The 26,300-nt window shown below is 69.1% G+C and carries 23 protein-coding genes; 1 reads left to right on the forward strand and 22 read right to left on the reverse strand.

Annotated features, from left to right (window positions below; translation table 11 throughout):
* Positions 1-180: 180 nt before the first annotated feature.
* From CXY81_RS14370 to infC, 18 genes are all read right to left on the reverse strand, one after another.
* Complete coding sequence (locus CXY81_RS14370; RefSeq protein ID WP_104195262.1) at positions 181-792, reverse strand: DNA-3-methyladenine glycosylase; 612 nt, start codon at positions 790-792, stop codon at positions 181-183.
* On the reverse strand, positions 789-2,231 hold the full coding sequence (gene argH / locus CXY81_RS14375; protein ID WP_104195263.1) for an argininosuccinate lyase: 1,443 nt from the start codon (positions 2,229-2,231) through the stop codon (positions 789-791). Before argH ends, CXY81_RS14370 begins: the two co-directional genes overlap by 4 nt.
* A gap of 7 nt (positions 2,232-2,238) precedes the next feature.
* Entirely contained in the window at positions 2,239-3,438 is a 1,200-nt protein-coding gene (locus CXY81_RS14380; RefSeq protein ID WP_104170084.1) for an argininosuccinate synthase, read from the reverse strand.
* 64 nt (positions 3,439-3,502) lie between these two features.
* Positions 3,503-4,432, reverse strand: a complete 930-nt coding sequence (argF, locus tag CXY81_RS14385) for an ornithine carbamoyltransferase (protein ID WP_104195264.1) — start codon at positions 4,430-4,432, stop codon at positions 3,503-3,505.
* A gap of 38 nt (positions 4,433-4,470) precedes the next feature.
* Complete coding sequence (locus CXY81_RS14390) at positions 4,471-5,664, reverse strand: acetylornithine transaminase (RefSeq protein ID WP_104170086.1); 1,194 nt, start codon at positions 5,662-5,664, stop codon at positions 4,471-4,473.
* 32 nt (positions 5,665-5,696) lie between these two features.
* On the reverse strand, positions 5,697-6,632 hold the full coding sequence (gene argB, locus CXY81_RS14395) for an acetylglutamate kinase (protein ID WP_104195265.1): 936 nt from the start codon (positions 6,630-6,632) through the stop codon (positions 5,697-5,699).
* On the reverse strand, positions 6,629-7,801 hold the full coding sequence (gene argJ, locus CXY81_RS14400; RefSeq protein WP_104170088.1) for a bifunctional glutamate N-acetyltransferase/amino-acid acetyltransferase ArgJ: 1,173 nt from the start codon (positions 7,799-7,801) through the stop codon (positions 6,629-6,631). The genes argB and argJ overlap by 4 nt, the downstream gene beginning before the upstream one ends.
* Entirely contained in the window at positions 7,798-8,841 is a 1,044-nt protein-coding gene (gene argC, locus CXY81_RS14405) for an N-acetyl-gamma-glutamyl-phosphate reductase (RefSeq protein WP_104170089.1), read from the reverse strand. The genes argJ and argC overlap by 4 nt, the downstream gene beginning before the upstream one ends.
* 160 nt (positions 8,842-9,001) lie before the next feature.
* The gene (gene pheT, locus CXY81_RS14410) at positions 9,002-11,536 is read right to left on the reverse strand and encodes a phenylalanine--tRNA ligase subunit beta (RefSeq protein ID WP_104195266.1); all 2,535 of its coding nucleotides are present in this window, start codon (positions 11,534-11,536) and stop codon (positions 9,002-9,004) included.
* Complete coding sequence (gene pheS / locus CXY81_RS14415) at positions 11,536-12,576, reverse strand: phenylalanine--tRNA ligase subunit alpha (RefSeq protein WP_104195267.1); 1,041 nt, start codon at positions 12,574-12,576, stop codon at positions 11,536-11,538. The genes pheT and pheS overlap by 1 nt, the downstream gene beginning before the upstream one ends.
* A gap of 20 nt (positions 12,577-12,596) precedes the next feature.
* Positions 12,597-13,520 (reverse strand): amino acid ABC transporter permease, encoded by a 924-nt coding sequence (locus tag CXY81_RS14420; protein ID WP_104170092.1) that lies wholly within the window; start codon positions 13,518-13,520, stop codon positions 12,597-12,599.
* Complete coding sequence (locus CXY81_RS14425; protein ID WP_104170093.1) at positions 13,517-14,164, reverse strand: amino acid ABC transporter permease; 648 nt, start codon at positions 14,162-14,164, stop codon at positions 13,517-13,519. The genes CXY81_RS14420 and CXY81_RS14425 overlap by 4 nt, the downstream gene beginning before the upstream one ends.
* A gap of 135 nt (positions 14,165-14,299) precedes the next feature.
* Complete coding sequence (locus CXY81_RS14430; RefSeq protein WP_104170094.1) at positions 14,300-15,169, reverse strand: glutamate ABC transporter substrate-binding protein; 870 nt, start codon at positions 15,167-15,169, stop codon at positions 14,300-14,302.
* A 37-nt stretch (positions 15,170-15,206) separates the two neighbouring features.
* Entirely contained in the window at positions 15,207-15,995 is a 789-nt protein-coding gene (locus tag CXY81_RS14435) for an amino acid ABC transporter ATP-binding protein (protein WP_104101236.1), read from the reverse strand.
* 67 nt (positions 15,996-16,062) lie between these two features.
* Positions 16,063-16,863 (reverse strand): RNA methyltransferase, encoded by an 801-nt coding sequence (locus tag CXY81_RS14440; RefSeq protein ID WP_104170095.1) that lies wholly within the window; start codon positions 16,861-16,863, stop codon positions 16,063-16,065.
* Positions 16,864-17,015: 152 nt separating this feature from the next.
* Positions 17,016-17,402, reverse strand: a complete 387-nt coding sequence (rplT, locus tag CXY81_RS14445) for a 50S ribosomal protein L20 (protein WP_104195268.1) — start codon at positions 17,400-17,402, stop codon at positions 17,016-17,018.
* Positions 17,403-17,429: 27 nt separating this feature from the next.
* Positions 17,430-17,624: a 50S ribosomal protein L35 gene (rpmI, locus tag CXY81_RS14450; RefSeq protein ID WP_104101228.1), complete on the reverse strand. Its 195-nt coding sequence runs from the start codon at positions 17,622-17,624 to the stop codon at positions 17,430-17,432.
* Positions 17,617-18,243, reverse strand: a complete 627-nt coding sequence (gene infC / locus CXY81_RS14455) for a translation initiation factor IF-3 (protein WP_104101226.1) — start codon at positions 18,241-18,243, stop codon at positions 17,617-17,619. Before infC ends, rpmI begins: the two co-directional genes overlap by 8 nt.
* Before the next feature lie 286 nt (positions 18,244-18,529).
* Between infC and CXY81_RS14460 the strand changes: the two genes are divergently transcribed.
* Entirely contained in the window at positions 18,530-18,877 is a 348-nt protein-coding gene (locus CXY81_RS14460) for a DUF1844 domain-containing protein (protein WP_104101224.1), read from the forward strand.
* Between the two features lie 135 nt (positions 18,878-19,012).
* Here the strand turns inward: CXY81_RS14460 and CXY81_RS14465 are convergent, their stop codons facing one another.
* From CXY81_RS14465 to priA, 4 genes are all read right to left on the reverse strand, one after another.
* The gene (locus CXY81_RS14465; protein WP_104101222.1) at positions 19,013-19,792 is read right to left on the reverse strand and encodes a DNA-formamidopyrimidine glycosylase family protein; all 780 of its coding nucleotides are present in this window, start codon (positions 19,790-19,792) and stop codon (positions 19,013-19,015) included.
* On the reverse strand, positions 19,785-24,503 hold the full coding sequence (locus CXY81_RS14470; RefSeq protein ID WP_104195269.1) for an ATP-dependent helicase: 4,719 nt from the start codon (positions 24,501-24,503) through the stop codon (positions 19,785-19,787). Before CXY81_RS14470 ends, CXY81_RS14465 begins: the two co-directional genes overlap by 8 nt.
* Positions 24,504-24,714: 211 nt before the next feature.
* Positions 24,715-25,515, reverse strand: coding sequence for an SseB family protein (locus CXY81_RS14475; protein WP_104195270.1), 801 nt, complete (start codon positions 25,513-25,515; stop codon positions 24,715-24,717).
* On the reverse strand, positions 25,499-26,245 hold the full coding sequence (gene priA, locus CXY81_RS14480; protein WP_104195271.1) for a bifunctional 1-(5-phosphoribosyl)-5-((5-phosphoribosylamino)methylideneamino)imidazole-4-carboxamide isomerase/phosphoribosylanthranilate isomerase PriA: 747 nt from the start codon (positions 26,243-26,245) through the stop codon (positions 25,499-25,501). The genes CXY81_RS14475 and priA overlap by 17 nt, the downstream gene beginning before the upstream one ends.
* Positions 26,246-26,300 lie beyond the last annotated feature (55 nt).

Genomic DNA, 26,300 nt, shown 5'->3' on the forward strand with positions numbered 1-26,300 from the left:
CACCGAACGCCTCATCAAACTCACACTCGCCGCCTAAAATGAAACCAAGGACCCCGTCCGAAAAGACCGGGTCACCCCAGCCACCGAAGCCCGCGTTTCCCGAAAATCTCCGTAATTGCGTGACGCCGGATGCCCCAGCGCGGGTCCCGGTCACGGCGCGAGCCTGTCGACGACGCGCGCCTAGCGAGAGTCGGGCTCAGCGCCCAGCTTCGGATGTCGCCGGTACGGCGACACCGACGCGTCGCCCGGGATCCAGAATCGCCACGGATACTCCGCTCTCCCGCCGGCGCCGCCCACTCCGGTGCGGGGTCCGCTGCGGAAAGCGACCGGTTCGGGAGGCAGGGTCAGCGTGAACGGCGCCTCACCGAGGTCCGCACCGTCGTCTCCCAGCCCGATGCCGAGCGCCAGCGTGAGCCGGGCCGGGCCGCGCGCCAGGTCGCGGTCGCTGCGTGAGGTGGGGCGGCGCATCCGTGCCTCGGCGACACCGTCGACGATCTCGCCGGCGCGCAGCAGCACGGCGGACGCCTCGCCGCCCGGCGAGCAGACGATGTTCGCACAGACGTGCATGCCGTAGCTGAAGTACGCGTAGACGTGGCCGCTCGGGCCGAACATCGACGCGTTCCGCCGGGTCTGGCCACGGAAGGCGTGCGAGCCGGGGTCGAGCCCTGGCCCGAGGTAAGCCTCCACCTCGGTGATGCGCAGCCGCACCCCGGCGCGGTCGAGCAGCGCGCCCAGCAACTGTGGCGCGACCTCAACCGCCGGTCGCGCCAGAATGCCGTCGACGAGTGTCACATGCCGAGCGCAGCCGTCAGCGCGCGCACCCGGGTGACGAGCGCCGCGCGCTGCTCGGCCACGCGCACCGGGGCGGTCCCGCCCTGGCCGTCGCGGCGGGACACCGAACCGGTGATGGTGAGTACCTCGCGCACGTCCGGCGTGAGGTGCGGCGACAGCGCGAGCAGCGCGGCGTCGTCCACCTCGTGCAGGTCGAGCCCGTTTCGCTCCGCGAACTTCACCAGCGAACCGGTGATTTCGTGCGCGTCCCGGAACGTGACCTGCTGCTTGACGAGCCACTCGGCGACGTCGGTGGCCAGGGAGAATCCCTGGGGGGCGAGCTCGGCCATCCGTTCGGTGTGAAAGGTCAGGGTCGCGATCATTCCGCTGAAGGCCGGCAGGAGCACCTCGAGCGTCTCGATCGAGTCGAAGACGGGCTCCTTGTCTTCCTGCAGGTCGCGGTTGTAGGCGAGCGGCAACCCCTTGAGAGTGGTCAGCAGACCGGTCAGGTTGCCGATCAGGCGCCCCGACTTGCCGCGGGCCAGCTCGGCGATGTCCGGGTTCTTTTTCTGCGGCATGATCGACGACCCGGTGGAGTAGGAGTCGTCGAGGGTGACGAAACCGAACTCGCGGGTGTTCCAGAGGATGATCTCCTCGGCCAGACGGGACAGGTCGATACCGATCTGGGCGGTGATGTACGCGAACTCGGCGACCAGGTCGCGGCTCGCGGTGCCGTCGATCGAGTTCTCGACCACGGCGCTGAAGCCGAGGTCGGCCGCCACCAGGTTGGCGTCGAGGCCGAGCGTGTTGCCGGCCAGGGCACCCGACCCATAGGGCGAGTAGTCGGCGCGCGTGTTCCAGTCGGTGAACCGCTCGAGGTCGCGCACGAGCGGCCAGCAGTGCGCGAACAGGTGGTGGGCGAGCAGCACCGGCTGGGCGTGCTGCAGATGCGTGCGGCCCGGCATGATGGCATCGTCGTTCGCCTCGGCTTGCGACGCCAGGGCGTCGATCAGGTCGATGACGTGGGCGGAGATGCCCTTCGCCTTGTCGCGCAGCAGCATCCGCACCAGGGTGGCGACCTGGTCGTTGCGGCTGCGGCCGGCGCGCAGCTTGCCGCCCAGTTCGACGCCGACGATGTCGATCAGGCCGCGTTCCAGGGCCGAATGCACATCCTCGTCGGATTCCGCGGGCAGGAAGCTCTCGTCGACCACGGCCTGCATCAGCGTGTCGAGGCCGGCGATCATGGCGACGAGTTCCGGGGCGGTCAGGTAACCGGCCGCGGCCAGGGCCCGCGCGTGGGCCTGGGAACCACGGATGTCGTAGGGAGCCAGCGGCCAGTCGAACTGGGTCGACTTGCTCAGCTTCGCCAGTTCCGGCGATGGTCCCCCGGCGAAGCGGCCACCCCAGAGGGCGCCCGCCTTGCCCGCGCGGTTCTCGTGCGTGTCCGTGTCGCCAGCCACGTCAGCCCTACTTGCCGGCGAGGTCGCGGCGGGCCGAGATCTTGCTCGGCAGCGACCACAGCTCGATGAAACCCTTGGCCATGGACTGGTCGAAGGTGTCCCCGGTGTCGTAGGTGGCGAGGTTGAAGTCGTAGAGGCTCCGAGTGGACTTGCGGCCGGTGACGACGGCGGTGCCGGCATGCATCTTCAGACGGATGTCGCCGGTCACGTGCTTCTGCGTCTCGTCGATGAACACGTCGAGTGCGCGTTTCAGGCCGGAGAACCAGAGGCCGTCGTAGACGAGTTCGGCCCACTTGGACTCGACCGTGCGCTTGTAGCGGGCCAGGTCACGTTCCACGGTCATATTCTCGAGCTCTTCGTGCGCGGCGATCAGGGCGATGCCGGCGGGGGCCTCATAGACCTCGCGGCTCTTGATGCCGACGAGGCGGTCCTCGACGATGTCGATCCGTCCGACGCCCTGGTTGCCGGCGAGCAGGTTCATCATTTCGATGGCCTGAAGCGGGGTGACGGCGACGCCGTCGATCGCGACGGGAACACCCTGGTCGAAGCTGATGACGACCTCGGTGGGCTCGCGAGTCACGGCCGGGTCCTGCGTGTACGTGTAGAGGTCTTCGATCGGGGCGTTCCACGGGTCTTCGAGGAAGCCGGTTTCGACCGCACGGCCGTAGACGTTCTGGTCGATCGAGTAGGGGCTCTTCTTCGACTGTGCGATGGGCAGGTTGTGCAGCGCCGCGTATTCGATGGCTTTGTCCCGGGTGAGGGCGAAATCGCGCACCGGGGCGAGCGAGGTGAGCTCGGGCGCGAGGGCGGCGACGGCGGCCTCGAAGCGCACCTGGTCGTTGCCCTTGCCGGTGCAGCCGTGCGCGACGCTGTTCGCTCCGAGCTCCTTGGCCGTGGAGGCGAGGTACTTGGCGATCAGCGGGCGGCTGAGCGCGGAGACGAGCGGATAACGCTTCTGGTAGAGCGCGTTGGCCTTGAGGGCCGGCACGACGTAGTCGCTGGCGAACTCGTCCTTCGCGTCGACGACGATGGACTCGACGGCGCCGCAGTCCAGGGCGCGCTGGCGGATGACGTCCATATCCTCGCCGCTCTGTCCCACGTCGATGGCGAGGGCCACGACCTCTTTGCCGGTCGCATCCTTCAGCCAGCCGATGCCAACCGAGGTATCGAGACCGCCCGAATATGCCAGCACAACGCGTTCAGCCATGGTTCTCCCTAAAAAATTCGATCTGTTCAAGTTTACGGTCACGCTGTGACGCCCGCCGGGGCGTTCAGGCGCTGTTCTGGGTGAGCAGCCAGACGAGCAGCGCCTTCTGGGCATGCAGGCGGTTTTCGGCCTCGTCCCAGATGATGCTCTGCACGCCGTCGATGACGTCGGCGGTCACCTCGTAACCGCGATCAGCCGGCAGACAGTGCAGGAAGTGCGCGTCGGGCTTGGCGAGGGCCATCAGGGCGGCGTCCACACGGTAGCGACCGAGGTCGCCCAGGCGGGTGGCCTTCTCCTCTTCCTTGCCCATCGACACCCAGGTGTCGGTGACGACCACGTCGACGCCGGTGACAGCCGCGACCGGGTCGGTGAAGAGCTCCACGGAGCCGCCGGTGCGCAGGGCGATCGCCGCGGCATCCGCGACGACCTCGTCGGTGGGCGTGTACCCGACCGGGGAGGCGATGCGCACGTGCATGCCCGCGGTCGCGCCGGCGAGCAGGTAGGACTGGCCCATGTTGCAGGCGCCGTCGCCGAGGAACGCGAGGGTCTGACCGGCCAGGTCGCCGCGGTGCTCACGGATGGTGAGCAGGTCGGCGAGCAACTGGCAGGGGTGGAAGTCGTCCGACAGCGCATTGACGACGGGCACCGTGGTGCCGAGGGCCATCTCCTCGAGTCCGGCCTGGCCGTAGGTGCGCCAGACGATCGCGGCCACCTGGCGTTCGAGCACGCGGGCCGTGTCGGAAGCGGTTTCCTTGCCACCGAGCTGGCTGTTCGCGGTGCTGATGATCAACGGGCTGCCGCCGAGGTCGGCGATCCCCACGGCGAAGGAGACCCGGGTGCGGGTCGATGACTTGTCGAAGATGACAGCCACGGTCTGCGGGCCGGCCAGAGGTTTGACCGCGAATCGGTCACGCTTGAGTTCCAGGGCAAGGTCGAGGATCTCGGCCTGTTCGTCCGGTGAGATGTCGTCGTCGCGCAGGAAATGGCGGGTCACGGCGTCACTTTCGCTTCTGGGGAATAGATCGTTCAACTCTAGAGGCTGGCCAGAGCGAGCCCGAATCGGCACTCGAAATCGGCCAGTTCGTCGTCGCCGACGATGAGGGGCGGGGCCAGACGGATGGTGGACTCGTTTGCGGCGTTCACGATCAAGCCGTTGCTCTGGGCCGCGGCCGCCAGGCGGGTGGCGACCGGTTCGGTCAGCCCGACACCGAGTAGGAGCCCGCGGCCGCGCACCTCGCCGATGAGGGGGGAGCCGAACCCGGCGAGGATTTCCCGCAGCTGCTCGCCGCGCCGCGCGGCGTTGGCGACCAGGCCGTCGGCCTCGATGGCGCCGAGCACGGCGTTGGCGGCGGCCGTGACGAGCGGGTTGCCGGCATAGGTCGAGCCGTGCTGGCCGCGCTGGAACAGCTCCGACGCCGCCCCGAAGGTGACGAGGGCGCCGATGGGCAGGCCGCCGCCGATCCCCTTCGCCAGCGTGAGCGCATCCGGCTGGATACCGTCGTGCTGGTAGGCGAACCACTCGCCGGTGCGGCCGGCGCCGGTCTGCACCTCGTCGAGGATGAGCAGCACGCCGTTTCGGGTGCACAGTTCGCGGGCGCGGCGCAGGAACCCTGCGGGCAGGTCGACCACCCCGGCCTCGCCCTGCACGGGCTCGAGGAAGAGGGCGGCGACGGTCTCGTCGATCGCGGCATCCAGCCCCTCGAGCGTGGCGTGGATGTGCTCGACCCCCTCGGGGACGGGCAGGAACGGCTCGCGCATGGCCGGCTTGCCGGAGAGGGCGAGCGCCCCCATCGTGCGGCCGTGGAACGAGTCGTGCAGGGAGAGGATGCGGGTTCGGTTGCCACCGCCGGTGTTCAGCCGGGCCAGCTTGAATGCGGCTTCGTTGGCCTCGGCGCCGGAATTGCAGAAGTAGACCCGGCCGGCCTGTCCCGCACCGGTGAGGCGCTTGAGCCGTTCGGCCAGTTCCAGCTGCGGTGGCGACGCGAAGTAGTTCGAGACGTGGGCAAGCCGGCCGACCTGGTCGGTGACCGCGGCGACGAGAGCCGGATGCGCGTGGCCGAGCGAGTTCACGGCGATTCCGGCGAGGAAGTCGAGGTACTTCGTGCCCTCGTCGTCCCAGACGTAGCACCCCTTCCCGCGCACGAGCATCGCCAGCGGCGGTGCGATCGTGTGCATCATGGCGGCGCTGAAACGCTCGCGCCAGTCGGGGGTTCCGGAGTCGGCCATCTGTGCAGTGCTTGATTCTGGGTGCGTATTGCTCATGCCGGGACCACTTCGGTTCCGATCCCGCTGCCGGTGAAGACCTCGAGCAGGATCGAGTGTGGTACCCGGCCGTCGATGATGGCCGCCTTCGCGACGCCACCCTCGACCGCGTCGAGGCAGGCCGTCATCTTGGGGATCATTCCCGACTCGAGGCCCGGCAGCAGGGAGCGAAGCGAGTCCACGTCGATGACCGACACCAGCGAGTCACGGTTGGGCCAGTCGCTGTACAGCCCCGCGACATCGGTCAGGATGACCAGTTTGGCGGCGCCGAGCGCGACCGCGAGGGCCGCGGCGGCGGCGTCGGCGTTGATGTTCAGGGACTGGCCCGGGACATCCGTGTCGGGTGCGATCGAGGAGACGACCGGTATGCGGCCGACGGCGAGCTGGGCGAGCACGGCCTCGGGGTCGACGCCGATCACGTCGCCGACGAGGCCGAGGTCAACCCCGAGGCCGTCGATGACGGTGCCGCGGCGACGGCCCTGGAACAGCCCGGCGTCCTCGCCGGACAGCCCGGCCGACAGTGGGCCGTGCTGGTTGATGCGGCTGACCAGCTCGCGGTTGATCTGGCCGGTGAGCACCATCCGCACGACGTCCATCGCCTCGGGCGTGGTCACCCGGTAGCCGCCGCGGAACTCGCTCGCGATGCCGAGGCGGTCGAGCATCGCGGAGATCTGCGGGCCGCCGCCGTGCACGACGACGGGGCGGATGCCGGCATAACGCAGGTACACCATGTCTTCGGCGAACGCGCGCTGCAGTTCCTCGCTGACCATGGCGTTGCCGCCGAACTTGACCACGATGATCTGGTCGTGGAACCGCTTGAGCCAGGGCAGCGACTCAATCAGCGTGGCGGCCTTGACGGCTGCCTCCGCCCGGCTGTTCGTCTCGTCGCCTGGGGTCGTCTCGTCGCCGGGGGTTTCGTGGACCGGGTTCAACTCGAGTACGCGCTGTTCTCTTCGACGTAGGCGTGGGTGAGGTCGTTGGTCCAGATGGTGGCCGTCTCGTCGCCCTCGTGCAGGTCGATCAGCACGGAGACCGAGCGGGGGGTCAGGTCGACGAGCTCGCGCGGCTGGTCGGGTTCCCCCGCGGTGCAGACCTGCACGCCGTTGATGGCGACGTCGATGCCGTAGGGGTCGAAGGCGGCATCCGTCGTACCGACCGCCGCGAGCACGCGGCCCCAGTTCGGGTCGTTGCCGAAGATCGCGGTCTTGAACAGGTTGCTGCGGGAGACCGCGCGGGCGACCGTGACGGCGTCGGCCTCGGTGCCGGCGTGCCGCACCGTGATGGCGACGTCGTGGGCAGACCCCTCGGCGTCGGCCTGCAGCTGCAGGGTGAGGTCCTGGCAGATGGCGATGAGGGCATCCGTGAATTCGGCCAGGTCGGCGGTGACCCCGCTCGCCCCGGAGCCGAGGAGGGTGACCGTGTCGTTGGTGGACATGCAGCCGTCGGAGTCGAGGCGGTCGAACGTGACCCGGGTGGCCTGGCGGAGGGCCACGTCCAGCTGCTCGGAGTCGAGCACGGCATCGGTGGTCAGCACCACGAGCATGGTGGCCAGGCCAGGCGCGAGCATGCCCGCGCCCTTGGCCATGCCGCCGATGGTCCAGCCGGTGTCGGAAACGAGCATGGTCTGCTTGGGTGTGGTGTCGGTGGTCATGATCGCCTGCGCCGCGGCCAGGCCGGCGGCGTCGGAGGTGGCCTTCTCACCCTGCAGCGCGAGGGTCGCGTCCCACACGCCGGCGGTGATCTTGCCCAGGTCGAGCTGTTCGCCGATCAGGCCGGTGGAACAGACCAGCACCTCGCCGGCGGAGATCTCCAAGCGGTCGGCGATGGCCTCGGCGGTGGCGTGCGTGGTCTGGAAGCCGATGCTGCCGGTGTAGCAGTTCGCGCCGCCCGAGTTGAGCACGATGGCCTTGACTCGGCCGCCCTTCATGACCTGCTCGCTCCAGAGCACCGGGTTCGCCTTGCACCGGTTGCTGGTGAAAACGCTGGCCGCGCTGGTGAGCGGGCCGAGGTTCTGCACGACGGCGAGGTCGAGCCCGCCGGACTGTTTCAGGCCGGCGGTGACTCCGGCGGCGGCGAACCCGGCGGGGGCGGTGACACTCATGGGGCAACTCCATTCGTGCTCAGGCCCGTGGTTTCGGGCAGTCCCAACGCCAGGTTGGCGGACTGGATGGCGGCACCGGCGGTGCCCTTGGTGAGATTGTCGACGGCGGTGATCGTCACGACGCGGCCCACGGCCTCGTCGACGGCGAGGCCGATCAGCGCGGTGTTGGCGCCGAGCACGTCGCCAGTGCGCGGGAATCGGCCCTCCGGCAGCACATGCACGAACGGTTCGTCGGCGTAGGTCGCCTCCCAGGCGGCGCGCACCGCGGCGCCGGATGTACCGGGCACGAGACGGGCCGTCGCGGTGCAGAGGATGCCCCGCGACATCGGCACGATCACCGTGGTGAATGAGATGGTCGGGTTCGAGGCCCCTGCCCAGCGCAGGCTCTGCTGGATTTCGGGGATGTGGCGGTGCACGCCGCCGACCGCGTAGGGGTTCGCGGAGCCGAGGATCTCGCTTGCGAGGTTCTGCAGCGTCAGGCTCTTGCCGGCGCCGGAGGGTCCGACCGCGAGCACCGCGGCCAAGTCTTCGGGCTCGATCACCCCGGCACGGATGCCCGGCGCCAGCGCCAACGCCACCGTGCTCGCGTTGCAGCCGGGGGCGGCGACGCGGCGGGAGCCGGCCAACCGGGAGCGCTGCGTGCCGCCGACCACCGGGAGTTCGGGCACGCCGTAGGTCCAGGCGCCGAAGTAGTCGCCCCCGTAGAACGCCGCCCAGTCGCTCTCACTTTCGAGCCGATGGTCGGCACCGCAGTCCACGACGAGCGTGTCGGCGGAAAGGTGCGCGGTGAGGGCACCGGATGCCCCGTGGGGCAGGGCGAGGAACACCACATCGTGCCCGGCGAGGGTTTCGGGCGTCGTGTCGACCAGGGTGAGGTGCGCGAGCGAGCGCAGGTGCGGCTGCGCGTCGATCAGACGCTGCCCGGCAGTGCTGTGCGCCGTAACCGTGCGCACCTCGAAGTCGGGGTGCCCGGCCAACAGACGCAACAATTCACCGCCCGCGTAGCCACTCGCACCTGCCACCGCCACCGAAAAAGACATGTTCCCAACCTAGCGCGCCGCCCCGCGCGCCGAGAATCGCCGTTCGCGCCGATAATCGCCGCCCGGGCGGTGACTCTCGGCAAAACGGGCGACACTCGGCGCGCGGAGCGGGCGCCAGCCCGCGCCACTCGCGCTACTCGCGCTGCTCGCGCTACTCGCGCTACTCGCGGAGAGTGGCCCCGAAGCGAACGGCGGCCACCGCGACGCCGGCGAGTTTGGCGTCGCTGGCCTCCGCGGCGGTGAGGGTGCGCTCGGGCGCCCGGAACCGCAGCGCGAACGTCAGTGACTTGCGCCCGGACGGCACGCCCGTGCCGCGGTAATCGTCGACGAGTTCGGCGTGGTCGAGCAGCGGCCCGCAGCCCTCGAGCAGCGTGCGGAGCACGTCGCCGGCCGGCACGCCGGCGTCGACCACGAGGGACAGGTCCTGTGTGGCGGCCGGCATCGTGGCGATCGGTGTGGCGCGCAACTCGGCGCCGGCCTCCGCGAACACGGCGGTCAGGTCGATCTCGGCAACCGCGACGACCGCGGGCAGGTCCGCGTCGCGGGCGATGCTGGGCAGCAGTTCGCCGGCGTAGCCGACCGAGGTCGTGCCGGCATCCGTCGTCACGAACAGCTCGGCGGTGCGGCCGGGGTGCATGGCCTGGTGCGAACCCTGGCGAACCGTGATCGGAACGCCGGCGGCCAGCGCGACCTGCTGCACCGCGGCGAGGGCGTGCTGCCAGCTTGCGGCCACGGCGGGCTGCCCCGGCTGGTGCCGCACGACGGAGCCGGTCAGCACGACCGCCACCGACAGAGGCTGCGGCGGGATGCCCGCGTTGAGCTCGGCCTCCAGCTGCGCGCTCGGGCGCACCGCGCCAGGCGGCACGACGGAGCCGCCGTAACGGATGCCCGCCACCGGCCGGAACACCAGGCCCAGTTCGAAGACGGCCAGGTCGGTGAGGCCCCGCGAGCGGTTGCGGTGTGCGATCTGCAGCAGCCCGGGCAGGATCGACGTGCGCAGGAACGGCGCCTCTCCGTCGAGCGGGTTGGCAACCCGGATCTGCGGAACAGCAGGGCCGATGGGCAGCCCGAACAGGTTGTTCGACTTCTCCGCCACGAACGGGTACGCGAGCACCTCGGTGTGGCCGGTGGCCGCCAGGGTCTGCGCCACCTGGCGGCGCAGGGTCTGCGCGTGGGTGAGGCCGCGCCCGGGCGGGGCGACGGGCAGCACCGAGGGGATGCGGTCGTAACCGACGATGCGGGCGACTTCCTCGGCCAGGGTCCACTTGTCCGTCAGGTCGGGGCGCCAGCTCGGGGCGGTGACGTTCATCCCGATCTCGGTCTCCTCGATCGAGGCGCCGATCTCGGCCAGCGAGGTGCGCACCTCCTCGCGGGTGTAGTCGAGTCCGATCAGGCCGGAGATGAAGCCGGTCGGCAGGAAGATCGGCTCGGCGTCGGGCGTGGCGTCGTGCAGGGAGCCGAGGCCGTCGGCTTCTCCCCCGGAGAGCTCGACCAGCAACTGAACGACGCGGGCGGCGGCGACCGCGGCCACGGCCGGGTCCACCCCGCGCTCGAACCTGCGGGATGCCTCGCTGGGAAGCTTGTGCCGGCGGGCCGTGCGCGCGATCGATACCGGGTCGAAGTTCGCGGCCTCGATCAGCACATTCGTGGTCGCGGAACCGATCTCGGTGCTCTGACCGCCCATTACGCCGGCCAGACCGATCGGTCCGGACTCGTCGGTGATCAGCAAGTCTTCGGCGTTGAGGATGCGGGTGACGTCGTCGAGGGTGACGAGCTTCTCGCCCGGTTCTGCGCGACGCACGGTGATACCGCCGGCCAGCTTGTCAAGGTCGTAGCCGTGGATCGGCTGGCCGAGCTCGATCATCACGTAGTTGGTGACGTCGACGATCAGCGAGATCGAACGGATGCCGGCCAGCTTCAGGCGGGCGATCAGCCACGCCGGAGACGGTCGGGTGGGGTCCACGAAGCGCACCGCGCGGGTGACGAACACGCTCGCGCCGACGCGACCGCGGATCGGGGCCTGATCGGCGATGGTGACCGGGAAGGCGACCGTGGACGCGTCCGCGGTGACGGAGAGCGCCGGGTCGCGGAAGGCAGCCCCGGTGGCGTGCGCGTACTCGCGAGCGACGCCACGGATCGAGAAGGCGTAGCCCCGGTCGGGCGTGACGTTGATCTCGACGGCGGTGTCGTCCAGGCCCAGCAGGCTGATCGCATCCGTGCCGATCTCGGGGTCGAGGCCGAGGCTGCCGAGCACCAGGATGCCGTCGTGCTCGTCGCCGAGGCCGAGTTCGCGGGCCGAGGCGATCATGCCGTCGGACACGTGGCCGTAGGTCTTGCGGGGCGCGATCGGGACCGGACCTGGCAGCACGGCGCCGGGCAGGGTCACGACGACCTTGTCGCCGACGACGAAGTTGTGGGCGCCGCAGACAATGCCGTGCACGGCCGGGCCGCCGTCGGCCGCGAGCTCGCCGTCAGCGGCGACGCGCACCTGGCACCAGTTGATGGTCTTGCCGTTGGTCTGCTCCTCGCCGACGAACTCGAGCACCTGGCCGACCACGATCGGCCCGGTCAGCTCGAAGCGGTGGATCTCCTCCTCTTCGAGGCCCACGCTCACCAGGGCGGCGTGCACGTCCTCGGGCGTGGTGCCCGGGGCCAGGTCGACGAACTCAGCCAGCCAGCTCAGCGGTACGCGCATCAGACGGTCATCCCGTACTGCTGGCTGAACCGGACGTCGCCTTCGACCATGTCGTGCATATCCTTCACATCATTTCGGAACATCAATGCCCGTTCGACGCCGACGCCGAACGCGAATCCGGAGTAGACCTCCGGGTCGATCCCGGCGGAACGCAACACATTGGCGTTGACCATGCCGCAGCCGCCCCACTCGATCCAGCGGGCGCCGTCCTTGAAGGTCGGGTGCCACAGGTCGAGTTCGGCGCTCGGCTCGGTGAACGGGAAGTAGTTGGGGCGCAGGCGCACCTTCGCCTCGGGGCCGAACATGGCCTGCACGAAGTGGTCGAGGGTGCCGCGCAGGTGCGCCATGGTCAGGCCCTTGTCGACGGCGATGCCCTCGATCTGGTGGAACACGGGCGTGTGCGTGGCGTCAAGTTCGTCGGTGCGGAACACCCGGCCGGGCGCGACGACGTAAACGGGAAGTTCGCGCGACAACAGGGCACGCAGCTGTACCGGCGAGGTGTGGGTGCGCAGTACCAGGTGTGCCTCGGGTGGGTCGATGAAGAACGTGTCCTGCATGGCACGGGCCGGGTGGTCCTCGTCGAAATTGAGGGCGTCGAAGTTGAACCACTCGCTCTCGAGCTCGGGGCCCTCGGCGACCTCCCAGCCCATGCCGACGAAGACATCCGCGACGCGCTCCTGCAACAGGGTGAGCGGATGCCGCGCTCCGGGCTTCCAGGTGAAGGCCGCCGCGGTCACGTCGACCGTTTCGGCCGCGAGCTGAGCGGTTGCCTCAGCCTCGGTGATCGCGGCCTCGCGGGCGGCGAACGCCTGGGCGACGGCACCTCGGGCCTGGCCGAGGAGCTTGCCGGCGGCGGCCTTCTGGTTGCCCGGCACGCCGCGCATCAGCGCGTTGAGCCGGGCCAGCGGGGAGGCCTCGCCGGTGTGCTCGGTGCGCACGGTTTTCAGGGCCGCGGAGTCGTTCGCGGCGTCAATGGCGGCGAGTGCGGCGTCGACGGCCGCGCTCACGACTGGTTCAGAGATCTCAGTGGGGTCAGACACAAGGCACAAGTTTAGTGCCGCTAAAGACCCCGGGCGCCCATCTGGTTGCCGAGCGCAGCGGGGTAGACCACCTCGGGATCGAGGGGCTTCTCAGGCGGCGCCTTCGTGTCCGTGGTGACGCCGCCGGACTTGGAGCCGGTGCGGCGGGCGATGACGCGGGCCAGCCAGGAGAGCAGTAGGTTCATCGTCAGGTAGATCGCGAGCACGACGAGGAAGAAGGAGAAGGAGTACCGGCTGCCGAAAAAGTTCGTCAGGTTGTACAGCCCGCTGCGGAGGAGCTCCTCGTAGCCGACCACGAACGCCAGGGACGTGTCCTTGAGAAGCACGACGAGCTGCGCGATGATGATCGGCAGCATCTGCCGGAACGCCTGCGGGAACTCGATCCGGAACCGGGTTGCCACGGGCGTGAGCCCGATGGCCAGCCCAGCCTCGCGCTGGCCGCGAGGCAGGCTTTTGATGCCGGCCCGCAGCGCCTCGCCGATGATCGCGCCGTTATAGACGGAGAGGGCGGCGACACCGGCCCAGAAGGAGCCGGTGGAGAAGACGAGGAGGATGAAAAGCATCATCAGCAGTACGGGCATGCCGCGCACGAATTCGAGCACGACCGTGGTCGGGATCCGAATCCATTTAGTGTCGGAGACGCGCCCGAAGGAGAACAGCACACCGAGTACCAGGGCGAACGCGGCGGCGACGCCGGCCATTCGGAGGGTGTTCAGCGCTCCGCGGCCCAGCGTGCGCCAGACCTCGCGGTCGGCGAAGACGTCCCACCGGGAGACGTCCCAGAGGCCCGGCTGAACGGCGCCGTTGGCGCTGGTCTTGGGCGCACCCAGCGCCAGGATCAGCCAGACCAGGCCGGCGGCGATGACGAGGCCGGCCACCACGGAGAACAGCCGGGAACGGAAGATGGTCTTGGGGCCCGGAGCGTCGTAAAGCACGGAAGTCATCGGAGAACCGCCACCTTCTTCTCGACCCGACCGGCGATCAGGCCGAGCGAGATGGTGACCAGGAGGTAGAAGACTGCCACGGCGAGCAAGATCGCGAGCACCTCATCGCCGCGATCGTTGGTGATCTTACGGGCGGCGCCGAAGAGTTCGAAGACGAAGAAGGCGCCGGCGACCGAGGTGTTCTTCGTCAAGGCGATGAACACATTGATGAGCGGCGGGATGACCATGCGCACCGCCTGGGGCATGACGACGAACGAGAGGGTCTGCGTGAAGGTCAGACCCACGCTGCGGGCGGCCTCGGCCTGACCCACGTGCACACCGTTGACGCCCGAGCGCAGGGCTTCGGCGACGAACGGCGAGGTGTAGACGGTGAGTCCGATCGTGGCGAGCACGAAGTAGCCTGGGCTGAACTGGAGGTAGGGCAGGATGTAGGCGCAGAAGAACAGCACCAGCGTGAGCGGGGTGTTGCGCACGATCTCGGTGTAGACGGTGGCGAATCCGCGCAGGGATGCGACGGGCGAGATGCGCATGGCAGCGATGATGATGCCGAACACGAGCGCTCCCGTGCCGGCCAGAAGCAGAAGGCCCAACGTATTTCTGAAGCCCTCCAGAAACAGGGGCAGGTTTTCGATGACTGCGTCCACAACTCACCTCCTCTTCTGTAGTGACTATCTGGATGTCGTGCGGTTGGGTCGTGCGGGTTCCGGGAAAAAGGTGCTGGTCGAGGCGGCCTCCCGTGCGGCGCGGCCGCCCCGATCAGCAGGTGCTGCTTTCGGCGACTAGTACCGGTCGACTGCCGGCGGGGTCGGGGTCTCGAGCACGGTACCGGCGGTCGCTTCCCAGGCTTCGGCCCACGTGCCATCCTCGTACGCCTCATCGAGCACATCGTTGATGAAGGTGCGGAACTCGGTGTCGTCCTTCTTCACGCCGATGCCGTAGGGCTCCTTGGTGAAGGGGTTGTCGACAACCTCGAACTCACCGGCGTTCTGGTCGGCGAGGCCGGCCAGGATAACGTTGTCCGTGGTCACGGCGACAACCTCGCCGCTGCGGAGCGGGCCCAAGCAGTTGGAGTAGGTGTCGGTCGCGATCACGTTGTCGGTGTACGCGGCGATGTTCTTCTCCGACGTCGAGCCGCTTACGGTGCAGACGGGCTTGCCGGCGAGGTCTTCCGGGCCGGTGATCTTGTCGGGGTTGCCGGCGAGCACAAGCAGGTCCTGGCCGGCCTGGTAGTACGGTCCGGCGAAGTCGACGACCTCCTTGCGGGTGTCGTTGATCGTGTAGGTCGCGACGACAAGGTCAACCTGGCCGTTCTGGAGGAAGGGCTCGCGGTTGGCCGAGACGGTCTCGGTCCACTTGATCTTGTCGGCGGAGATGCCGAGTTTTGCGGCGATGAGCTTGCCGATCTCGACGTCGAAGCCGACCGGGTTGTTGTCCGGGCCCTTGAGGCCGAACAGCGGCTGGTCGAACTTGGTGCCGATGGTGATCGCCCCGGCCTCGTTCAACGCGGCCATGGAGGTGCCGGCTTCGAACTCAACCGTTTCCTCGACCGGTGCGGCCTCGGGCGTCTGGGCGGAATCGGTACATCCGCTCAACGTGAGAACGCTCGCGAGGGCAATGGCCGAAATCATTAGACCTTTAGTGAGTCTCATGGGTATCTCCTGATTGCTGTGTCGTCCTGCACACCGGTTAGTGGGCAAGTATTTTGGAGAGGAAGTCCTTCGCTCTCGAGCTCTGGGGGTTGGTGAAGAACTGTTCGGGCGTGGTCTCCTCGACGATCTCGCCCTCGGCCATGAAGATGACCCGGTCGGCGGCGCGGCGGGCGAAGCCCATCTCATGCGTGACGACGATCATGGTCATGCCGTCGTTGGCCAGGTTGATCATGACCTCGAGCACCTCGTTGATCATCTCGGGGTCGAGCGCACTGGTGGGCTCGTCGAGCAGGATGACCTTCGGGTCCATGGCGAGGGCCCGTGCGATCGCGACCCGCTGCTGCTGTCCACCGGAGAGCTGGGCGGGCATCTTCTTGGCCTGGTTGGCCACGCCGACGCGCTCGAGGAGGACCATGGCCTTTTTCTCGGCCTCGGCCTTCGACAGGCCGCGCACCTTGATCGGTCCGAGGGTGACGTTCTCGAGGACGGTCTTGTGGGCAAAGAGGTTGAACGCCTGGAACACCATTCCGACGTCCGCGCGCAGCTTGGCCAGCGCCTTGCCCTCGGCCGGCAGCTTGACGCCGTCGATCGTGATGACGCCCGCGTCGATGGTCTCAAGCCGGTTGATGGCCCGGCAGAGGGTGGACTTGCCGGAGCCACTCGGCCCGATCACCACCACGACCTCGCCGCGGTTGACCACGGCGTTGATCTTCTTCAGCACGTGAAGGTCACCGTAGTGCTTGTCCACGTCGCTGATCACGACGAGAGGCTCACCGCGCAACACCGTGATGTTGGACGTCGCCGGCGCAGATTCTGTAGGCTCCATGTCCCAAATCTAGGCTAGAACAGGGTTTCTCAGAACCACCAAGCCGGTGGTTACCGAGCTGTGATAATCAGCTGCGCTGAGCAAACGCGCTTTCATACAGGCAAACACTGGCGGCCGTCGCCAGGTTCATCGATTCGGCGTGACCGTAGATGGGAACAGAAATGGACCGGTCGACCACGGCGAGATCTTCGTCGGTCAGTCCGCGGGCTTCGTTGCCGAACAGCCACGCCGTCGGAGCGACCAGAAGCCCCTCGGTGCGGGCAGCGAGCAAATCGGTGCCCTTGACGTCGGCGGCGAAGATCTGCAGGCCGGCGAACCGGGCCCGTTCGCGCACGTCCGAGAGCGTCGCGCTGACGGCGACGGGGAGGTGGAAGATCGAGCCGGTCGAGGAGCGCACGACCTTCGGGTTGTACAGGTCCACGCTGCGGCCGGTGAGGATCACGGCGTCGGCGCCGGCGGCATCCGCGGCACGGATGATGGTGCCGGCGTTTCCGGGGTCGCGCACCTCTTCGAGGATGGCGATGAGCTTGGGCTCGTTGGCGAAGATGTCCTTGACCGAGGTGGGAAACTGACGGCACACCGCGATGAAACCCTGCGGCGTGACCGTGTCGGCCATCGTTTCGAGCACCTGCTCGGTGACGAATTCGAGCTCGGCGCCCACCTCTTGGGCGACCTGGGCGATCTCGGGGTGCCGCTCGAGGGCGGTGGGGGTCACGAAGAGCTCCACAACAAGGTCGGGCCGGAAGTTGAGGGCCTCGGAGACCGACTGGGGTCCTTCCAGGAGGAACAGCCCCGCCTCGGAGCGAGCGGCTCGATTCGCCAGTTTCGCGACAGCCCGCACGCGCGGAGAACGGGGATTATCTAGCATGCCTCCAGCTTACTTGCCGGGGCGGGGCGGCTGTGTTCCCGCTCGGGGCACACGCGGTGACCCGGCGAACCGGCCCCGGGCACGCAAAACGGGAGCGGGCGCGGGGCCCGCTCCCGTGGAGAGTGCGTGATAGTGCTGGTGCCGGCTGACAGCTACGCGGCGACCCGGGGTGCCGACGTGTCGGCGGGCAGTGCTGCCTTGGCGCTCTCGACGATGGCCGCGAACGTGGCGGGCTCGTTGACGGCCAGCTCGGCCAGGATGCGACGGTCGACCTGAATGCCGGCCAGGGCGAGACCCTGGATCAGACGGTTGTAGGTCAGGCCGTTCGTGCGGGACGCAGCGTTGATCCGCTGGATCCATAGGCGACGGAAGTCACCCTTGCGTGCACGACGGTCACGGTAGCTATAGGTAAAGGAGTGAGTGAGCTGCTCCTTGGCCTTGGTGACCAGACGCGAGCGCTGACCGCGGTAACCCTTGGCGCGCTCGAGAATAACGCGACGGCTCTTATGGGCGTTTACGGCCCTCTTGACTCTTGCCATTTTCTTAGTTCCTTACGGGGTACGGGTCTAGCGACCGAGAAGCTTCTTGATGACCTTGGTGTCGGCCTTGGCCAGCACCTGGTCGTGGTTCAGGCGGGACTTGCGCTGGGTGCTCTTGACCTCGAGGTTGTGGCGCAGGCCGGCCTGCTGCTTCATGATCTTGCCGGAACCGGTGACCTTGAAGCGTTTCTTCGTCCCGGAGTGGGTCTTCATCTTAGGCATCTTTTTCCTCCAGTTTCGCTGCCTTATCAGCAACTTTGTCAGCCTTGTCGGCAACCTTTTCTGCCCGATCGGCAGCCTTGTGTGCGTTGATCTCGGCCTTGGCTTCCGCTTTGTTCTTCAGCGGGCCAACGACCATGACCATGTTTCGACCGTCAATGGTCGGGCTCGATTCCACGGAACCAAACTCGGCGACATCCTCGGCAAATTTTTGGAGCAGACGTACGCCCTGGTCGGGACGGGACTGTTCGCGGCCACGGAACAGAATCATGGCCTTGACCTTGTCACCGGCCTTCAGGAAGCCCTCGGCGCGCTTGCGCTTGGTCTCGTAGTCGTGCTTATCAATCTTGAGACGGAAACGAACCTCTTTCAGGATCGTGTTCGCCTGGTTGCGCCGGGCCTCCTTGGCCTTCTGCGCAGCCTCGTACTTGAACTTGCCGTAGTCCATGATCTTGGCAACGGGCGGCTTCGAGGTCGGTGCAACCTCGACGAGGTCAAGATCGGCCTCCTGTGCAAGGCGCAGCGCAACATCGATGGCCACGACCCCTACCTGCTCGCCGTTAGGACCAACGAGACGGACTTCGGGGACGCGGATACGGTCATTTGTACGGGGATCGCTGATGCGTCTCTCCTCTTCTCATGCATCGTGGCTACAGCCAGGAGACGGATGTCGCCCGGAGACGAAGAGAGGAAAAACGCGTCTGGACAGTCGGAGAAAACTGCCCGAATATCACAGACGACACCCTGTCTACCCACGTGGACCGGATTCCTGTTGGAGTCCAGCGCCGCGAAGGCGGAGTGCAACTACCCGGTAACCTTTATGAAGCGGTATGCGCGGGTGGGAGATTATCCACTTTCGTACCGAGACTTGCATCTCGGAGCCCGGTCGAGTCTAACAGAGGAATGCAGTGACCAACAGCAACGAGCAGGATGCAGCCCAGGCAACACGCGATATCGCCGACGTGCCGGCCGTGGAGATCATCACGACGGCATCCGTTCACCTGATGAGCGCCGCCGCGGTCAAGGTGGGCCTGGCCGACGACCCGGAGAACCAGACCGACCTTGACGAGGCGCGCAAGCTGATCACGGCCCTCGCCGGCCTGATCACCGCCGCGGCCCCCGACATCGCCGACATGCACGCGCGCAGCCTGCGCGACGGTCTGCGATCGCTGCAGCTGGCGTTCCGGGAGGCCTCGGCCATCCCCGACGCGATCGGCCAGGGTCCGGGCGAAAAGTTTACCGGGCCGGTCAACTAGGGACGAACAGCCGGCTCGGATGGGTCGCGGTGCGGCTCCCTGAAGTGACCTAGCACCGTGGAAAACCCCGTCGACTCCGGCGGGGGTTTCTGCGGTCGAATTGGTTCGGGCCAGAGCCGCTACGGGGCCACGAGCTCAGGTCTGGCAGCGCGGGCACCAGTAGGTGACCCGCAATTCGAGCTCGGTGCGGCCGAGCCGGCCCTGCTCGACCGCGGTACCGCAGCGCCGGCAGGGCTGGCCGGCGCGGCCGTAGACCCAGCTCTGCATGCCGCGCCGGGCATTGCCGGTCGTGATCCGCTCGGTGCGGTCACGGTTCGCCAGGATCAGGCGGCGGGCGAGAGCGACGAGGCCCAGGACATCCGTCACCTCGGCCACCGGCCGGGACGGCAGCAGGCCGCGAAGGAAACCCAGCTCGTTCACGTAAACGTTGCCGAGCCCGGCGAGGTTGCCCTGGTCGGCGAGCGCCACCGCGATGGGTTGCGCGGGACGTGATTCGAGGCGACGCACGGCTTCGGCCGCATCCCAGTCGGGGCCGAGGAGGTCAGGTCCGAGGTAGTCGAGGAGCGCGGCCTCCTGATTGAGCGGCACCACCTCGAGCAGCCCGAGTTCGAAGCCCACAGCCACCCACTCCACCGTCTCGAGAACGATGCGCGCCTGGAACGCGGGGCGGCGCCAGGCGCTCCCATGACGGTAGAGGTGCCACGACCCCTCCATTTTCAGGTGAGAGTGGATGCTGGCCTCCCCCACGCGCATCAGCAGGTGCTTCCCGCGGCTGAGAACCTCGTGCACGGTCTGCCCGGTCAGGTCGACGGTGGCGAACGCCGGCACCCGCACGTCGCAGCGGGTGAGCCGGGCTCCGTGCAGGGCCTGGTCGAGGTTCCACGCGGTGCGGTAGACGGTGTCACCCTCAGGCATGCAGCTTCACTCCCCGCGGGGTGACACCGAATCCGGCCGCGAGCAGGGCGGTGCCCACCGCTGTTCCGATCACGAACACGCCGTTGACGGTCTCCACGCCGAGCTTCGGAACCCGCCCGGCGGTGACCGTGCCGGCAAGGGTCGCGGCGGCGAGGGTCAGGACCGCAGTCGGTCCGCCATTTTCGACGGCGGGTTCACGGTTCCCGTCGGCACCGTTCCCGTCGGCACCATTCCCAGCCGCTCCGTTCCCGGCCGCTCCGTCGAACGCGAGCACGGTCTTGCCGCCGCGTTCGACGTAGAGCACCAAGGCCCCGTCGACGAGCACGACCAGCGCGCCGGCCTTCCGTCCGGGGCGGTGCCCGGTGCCCTCGGGCAGCGGAGGCCAGGGCAGCACCGAGCCGTAGGGGTTCGCCGGGTCGGTGGCGGCGAGGGTGATCGCCACCGGTTCCGGATGCTGTGCCTCGGCGACGTAGGAGCGCAGCCGGTCGATCGTGCCGACCGTGGCGAACTGGGCGGCCCCGAGACCCTCGATGAAGTAGCCGCGCCGGCACCGCCCCATCTCCTCGAAGCCGCTGAGGGTGCGGTAGACGAGGGCGAAGCCGCCCGTCACGCCCTCCCCCATCACCGCGCCCCGGGTGACGACGCCGTAGCGTTCGAGCAGGGTCTCGCCGAGGGCGTGCGCCCGACGGGTGGGCGAGTCATCGGCGACCGGAACGATCGACCAGCGCCCGGATACGGTCGGTGGCCCGGTGCGGGACGGGAGGGTGCTACGCGCGGGGATGCGGCCGCCGTGCAGCCGGGCTCGCGGGGCGGCCCGGCGGGTGCTGTGCGCCGCGCGCCCGCCGGAGAGCAGGGCGCGTACGGGGGCGAAGGTGTCGTTGCCCACCAGTCCCGCCCAGACCAGGTCCCAGAGGGCGGCGGCGAGGCCGGCGTCGTCCTGGCTGCCGACGGCATCCGCGAGTTGACGGAAGAAGAAGGCCCCGCCGCCGGCCAGGGTGGTCAGAATCTCCTGCTGGAGCGCAGTGGTCTCCAGCGGGGTGGGCAGCGGCAGGGTGAGCGGCGCCGTGTCGCGCAGGTGCAGGCTGATCCAGCCGTCGTTGCCGGCCAGCGTGCCGGCGCCGGCCCAGAGCACCTCGCCCGTATTGGTGAGCTCGTCGAGCATGCCCGCCCGGTAGTCTGCGACGCGGGAAGGCAGCACAAGCGTCTCCCAGGCGGATGCCGGGATGCGCGCCCCCTCCAACTGTTCGATCACGGATGCGACCCCGTCGATCCCGCGCAGGCGCCCGCCCACATGCTGCCAGGCCGGCAGGAACCGGCCCATTGTGACCTGGTCGACCGGCTCGACCTCGTGCCGGAGCGCGGCCAGGGAGCGGCGGCGGAGGCGCCTCAGCACCTCGGCGTCGCACCACTCGCTGCCGGTGCCGTGCGGCCGGAACTCGCCCTCGAGGAGGCGGCGGGCCCCGGCCAGCCGCCGGAGGGCGACGAGCGCCACGGCCGGACCGAGCCCGAAGCGCGCGGCCACGTCGGTGAGAGTGAACGGGCCGTGGGTGCGGGCGTACCGGCTGACCAGGTCGCCGAGCGGGTCCGGCACCGGCTCGGTGAACACGGCCGGGACCCCCTGCGGCAGGGGGACGCCGAGGGCGTCGCGAAGCCGGGCGGCGTCTTCGATGGCCGCCCACCACTGCTGCCCGGCGAAACCGACCGGGATGATGCGCCGGGCGTCGAAAAGCACCTGCACGCCCTCGGCGGCGCCCGGTGACACGGCGGGGTCGAGGCGGGCGGCCACCTCCGCCGTGGTGAGCGGTCCGAGGCCGCGGAGCAGGTCGGCGATGCCCTCGACTCCGCGCGCCTTCCGGTCGGCCGGCAGCCGCTGCAGTTCCAGGTCGGTCTGCTCGATCACGGCCGGGTCGAGCAGCTCGCGCAGCTCCACCCGACCGAGCAACTCGGCCAGCAAGCTGGAATCGAGCGAGAGGGCGGTGGCGCGCCGCTCGGCGAGCGGGGAATCTCCCTCGTACATGAACGCGGCCACGTAGCCGAAGAGGAGGGTGCTCGCGAACGGGCTCGCGGCATCCGTCTGGGTCTCGACCAGGCGCAGGGCGCGACTGTCGATGCGGCGGGTGAGGGCCAAGAGGGCGGGCAGGTCGTAGACGTCCTGCAGGCACTCGCGCACGGTTTCGAGGATGATCGGGAAGGTCGGGAAGGTGCGGGCCACGTCGAGCAGCTGCGCGGCCTTCTGGCGCTGCTGCCAGAGCGGCGACCGCCGGCCCGGGTTGTAGCGCGGGAGCAGCAGTGCCCGCGCGGCGCACTCGCGGAACCGGGCGGCGAACAGGGCCGACCCGCCGACTTCGTCGGTGACCATCTGTTCGAGCTCGGTCGGGTCGAAGACGAAGAGGGAGCTTCCGGGTGGGTCGGACTCGGTGTCGGGGATGCGCACGACGATGCCGTCGTCACTGGCCACGCAGGCCCCGTCGAGCCCGTAGCGCTCCCGCACCCGGGCGCCCACGGCGAGGGCCCAGGGCGCGTGCACCTGCAGGCCGAACGGGGAGTGCAGCACCACCCGCCAGTCGCCGAGCTCGTCTCGGAACCGCTCGACGAGGAGGGTGCGATCGGTCGGGACCTGACCGGTCGCGGCGCGCTGCTCGGCGAGGAAGGCCAGGAGGTTGTCAACGGCCCGCTCGTCGAGGCCGCCGGCCCGGCAGCGCACCCGGGCCTCCGCGTCGGGGAGCGCCGAGACCTCGCGCAGGAACGCGCCGATCGCCTCACCGAGCTCGGCAGGCCGGCCGAGGCCGTCGCCCTTCCAGAACGGCAGCCGCCCCGGTTCACCGAAGGCGGGCAGCACGAGCACCCGGTCGTGGGTGATCTCCTGGATACGCCAGCTCGTCGTACCGAGGGCGAAGACGTCGCCGACCCGGGACTCGTAGACCATCTCCTCGTCGAGCTCCCCCACCCGGCGGCCGGTGGCCTGGTCGCCGCCGACCATGAAGACGCCGAACAGGCCGCGGTCGGGGATCGTGCCGCCGCTGGTCACCGCGAGCCGTTGCGCGCCCGGGCGCCCGGTGAGGATGCCCGTCTCCCGGTCCCAGACGATGCGGGGGCGCAGCTCGGCGAACTGGTCGGAGGGATACCGGCCGGCAAGCAGGTCGAGGGTGGCCTCGTAGGCCGACCGCGGGAGGGTGTGGAAGGGGGCGCTGCGGCGCACGGTGTCGAACCACTCCTCCGCGTGGATGGGTTCGAGGGCGGTCGCCGCCACGGTCTGCTGGGCGAGGATGTCGAGTGGGTTGGACGGCACCTGCAGGGATTCGATCAGGCCGGCGGCCATGCGCTCGGCGGCGACGGCCGCATGGATGAGATCGGCCCGGTGTTTGGGGAAGATCACGCCCCGGGAGACCTCGCCCACCTGGTGCCCGGCCCGGCCGATTCGCTGCAGCCCGCTGGCCACGGACGGCGGCGACTCCACCTGCACGACCAGGTCGACGGCGCCCATGTCGATGCCGAGTTCGAGGCTGGACGTCGCCACCACGCAGCGCAGCCGCCCGGCTTTCAGGTCGTCTTCGATCAGTGCGCGCTGCTCCTTGCTGACGGAGCCGTGGTGGGCGCGGGCAAGCAGCGGCTCGGCCCCGGCGCTCTGGCCGCTGGCGCCCATGAGCGCGGCCGGCGGGCCGGGTGCCGCAGTGCGGACGGGCACGAGGGCAGGCATCCGCTCGGTCATCACGGCCGGCATCGCGGCGGGCACGAGCTCGTCCTCGAGGCGTTGGGCGTAGATCTCGTTGAAGCGCGCGGTCAGCCGTTCGGCCAGACGGCGGGAGTTGGCGAACACGATCGAGGAGGTGTGCGCCAGCACCTCGTCGACGATTGCCTCTTCCACATGCGGCCAGATGGACCCGGTCTGTGGGGCGGCGGCGGCCGTTGAACCCTCCCGCACCGGTACCGTGCCGACCTGGCTCATGTCGTCGACGGGAACGACCACGCTGAGGTCGAATCGTTTGGTCGACACCGGTGCGACGATCTCCACCGGTGCGGACCCTCCGAGGAACCGGGCGACCTCGGCGGCCGGTCGCACGGTAGCCGACAGTCCGATGCGCTGGGCCGGGCGGGCGAGCAGGTCGTCGAGCCGTTCCAGTGAGACGGCCAGGTGCGCGCCGCGCTTGCTCGCCGCGACCGCGTGCACCTCGTCGATGATGACCGTGTCCACGGCGCGCAACGATTCCCGCGCCGCCGAGGTGAGCATGAGGAACAGCGATTCTGGCGTGGTGATCAGGATGTCCGGCGGCGTTTTGACCAGGCTTCGGCGTTCCGTGGCCGGGGTATCCCCCGACCGCACGCCGACGGTCACCCGGGGCGGGGCGAACCCGAGGCGCTCGGCAGCCTGGACGATGCCCACCAGCGGGGCCCGCAGATTGCGTTCCACGTCGACGCCGAGCGCCTTGAGCGGCGAGATGTAGAGCACGCGGGTTCCCGGCGCGGTGACCCGGTCAGGACGCGCCGAGGCTTCCGAGACATCTGCGGCCTCTGCAGTATCCGCGGCCAGGCGGTCGATGGCCCAGAGGAACGCGGCGAGGGTCTTACCTGACCCGGTGGGGGCCACCACCAGCGCGTGCGAGCCCCGAGAGATGGCGTCCCACGCCCCGAGCTGGGCCTCGGTGGGTGCGGCGAAGGCCTGCGCGAACCAGGCGCGGGTGGCCGGGGTGAATCGGTGCAGAACCTCGTTCATACGACTATCCTCGTCGATCCGCCTGAGCCGGGCCACTCGAACCAATTCGACGGAGATTCTGAGCTAAAACGGGCTTTCCCGGACATCCAGGACCGATTTTGCCACAATCTCCGTCGAATTCGTCCGTGGCGGGGGCGCGGGCGGAACGCGGAGCGCGGAGCCCGGGGCCCGGAGCCCGGGGCCCGGAACCGCCGACGATGATAGAGGCCGCCTAGGCGGAGGGCAGCAGCTGCACGGTGAGGGAGTCCACCTGGGTGGCGATGACGTCGCTCGATGACCAGCGAGCCGCGAGCCGGGCGAGGGTCGCGTCGAGCTCGATGCGGGTCAGGCCGTCCACGAGCTCGAGACGCACAATTAGTTCCGGTCCGGCGAGGCGGGCGGCCGGGTCGCCGGGGGCCAGCTCAACCCCGAGCACACTCAGTTCGGTGGCCACGGAGTCGGCAAAGGCATCCGCGACGTCGCGACTGGCATAGCTGGGGGTCCAGGGCAGGGACTGGGCGATGGCCCACAGGGCCGGGCGCCGCACCACGAACTCGGTGGGCGCGGTCGGATCGAGCACGACCAGATCGGTGTTCTCCTGAGCCGCGGCCAGCGCGACGCGCACGCCGTCGGCCGGGACCGGCCGGGCCTGCGTGTTCCACGCCGTCATCGCCGCGACCGAGGAGAACACGGGAAGCACCGTGCGGCCGTCAGGCCCGGCCACGGTGATGATCGACAGTTCCTGGGTCTTGTCGCCGCGGAGGCCAACTTCGGTAGTGCCCGATTGGCCGAGTTCGGTCACCAGGGGAACGAGCAGCCGTGAGCCACGGATGGCGTCGACCACCGTCTCTTCGCCGGCCTCCCGAGCCTGGAAGCGGCGCACGGCCGCCAGCAGCGGCTCGGGCGCGAGCCCGTCGTCGTCGCTGTGCATGTTGGGCTCAAACTGTCGTCCCTCCCACGGTTGCCCGGCGGAGTCGCCCCCTCCGGGTCCGCCGGGAAGGCCGGTGGAGCCGAGGTTACGCGCCCGCGACATCCAGCGCCTCGCCCAGGGTGAACGCCCCCGCGTAGAGGGCTTTTCCGACGATCGCGCCCTCGAGTCCGAGCGGTACAAGTTCGCGCAATGCGCAGAGGTCGTCGAGGCTGGAGATGCCGCCGGAGGCGACGACCGGTCGGTCAGTGCGCTCCATCATCTGGCGGAGCAGGTCGATGTTGGGGCCTTGCAACGTGCCGTCCTTGGTCACATCGGTGACGACGTAGCGCGAGCAGCCAGCCTCCTCGAGACGGGCGAGCACCTCCCAGAGGTCCCCTCCCTCCCTGGTCCAGCCGCGGGCGGCGAGGGTGGTTCCGCGCACGTCGAGCCCGACGGCGACGGCGTCACCGTGCCGGGCGATGACCTGCGCCGCCCACTCCGGGTTCTCCAGTGCCGCGGTGCCCAGGTTGATCCGGCTGACGCCCGCGTTCAGGGCCGCGTCCAGCGACGCGTCGTCGCGGATCCCGCCGGATAGCTCGATCTTCACGCCCGTGACCTCGCGGATCACAGTGCGGATGACATCCGTGTTGTTGCCGCGACCGAAGGCCGCGTCGAGGTCGACGAGGTGGATCCACTCGGCGCCCTGGCGGGCCCAGTCAAGTGCCGCGTCGACGGGGTCGCCGTAATTGGTCTCGGTGCCGGCTTCGCCCTGGGTCAAGCGAACGGCCTTGCCGTCGGCCACATCCACGGCGGGCAGCAGAACGAGACGGAGGGAAGGGGTATTCACAGTCATGGGTGTCCTCGGTTGGGAATGGTCGCGGCGACCAGGTCAGTCAGGGAAAAGTCAA

The organism is Cryobacterium sp. M25, assembly GCF_002929635.1.
Classification (GTDB): Bacteria; Actinomycetota; Actinomycetes; order Actinomycetales; family Microbacteriaceae; genus Cryobacterium; species Cryobacterium sandaracinum.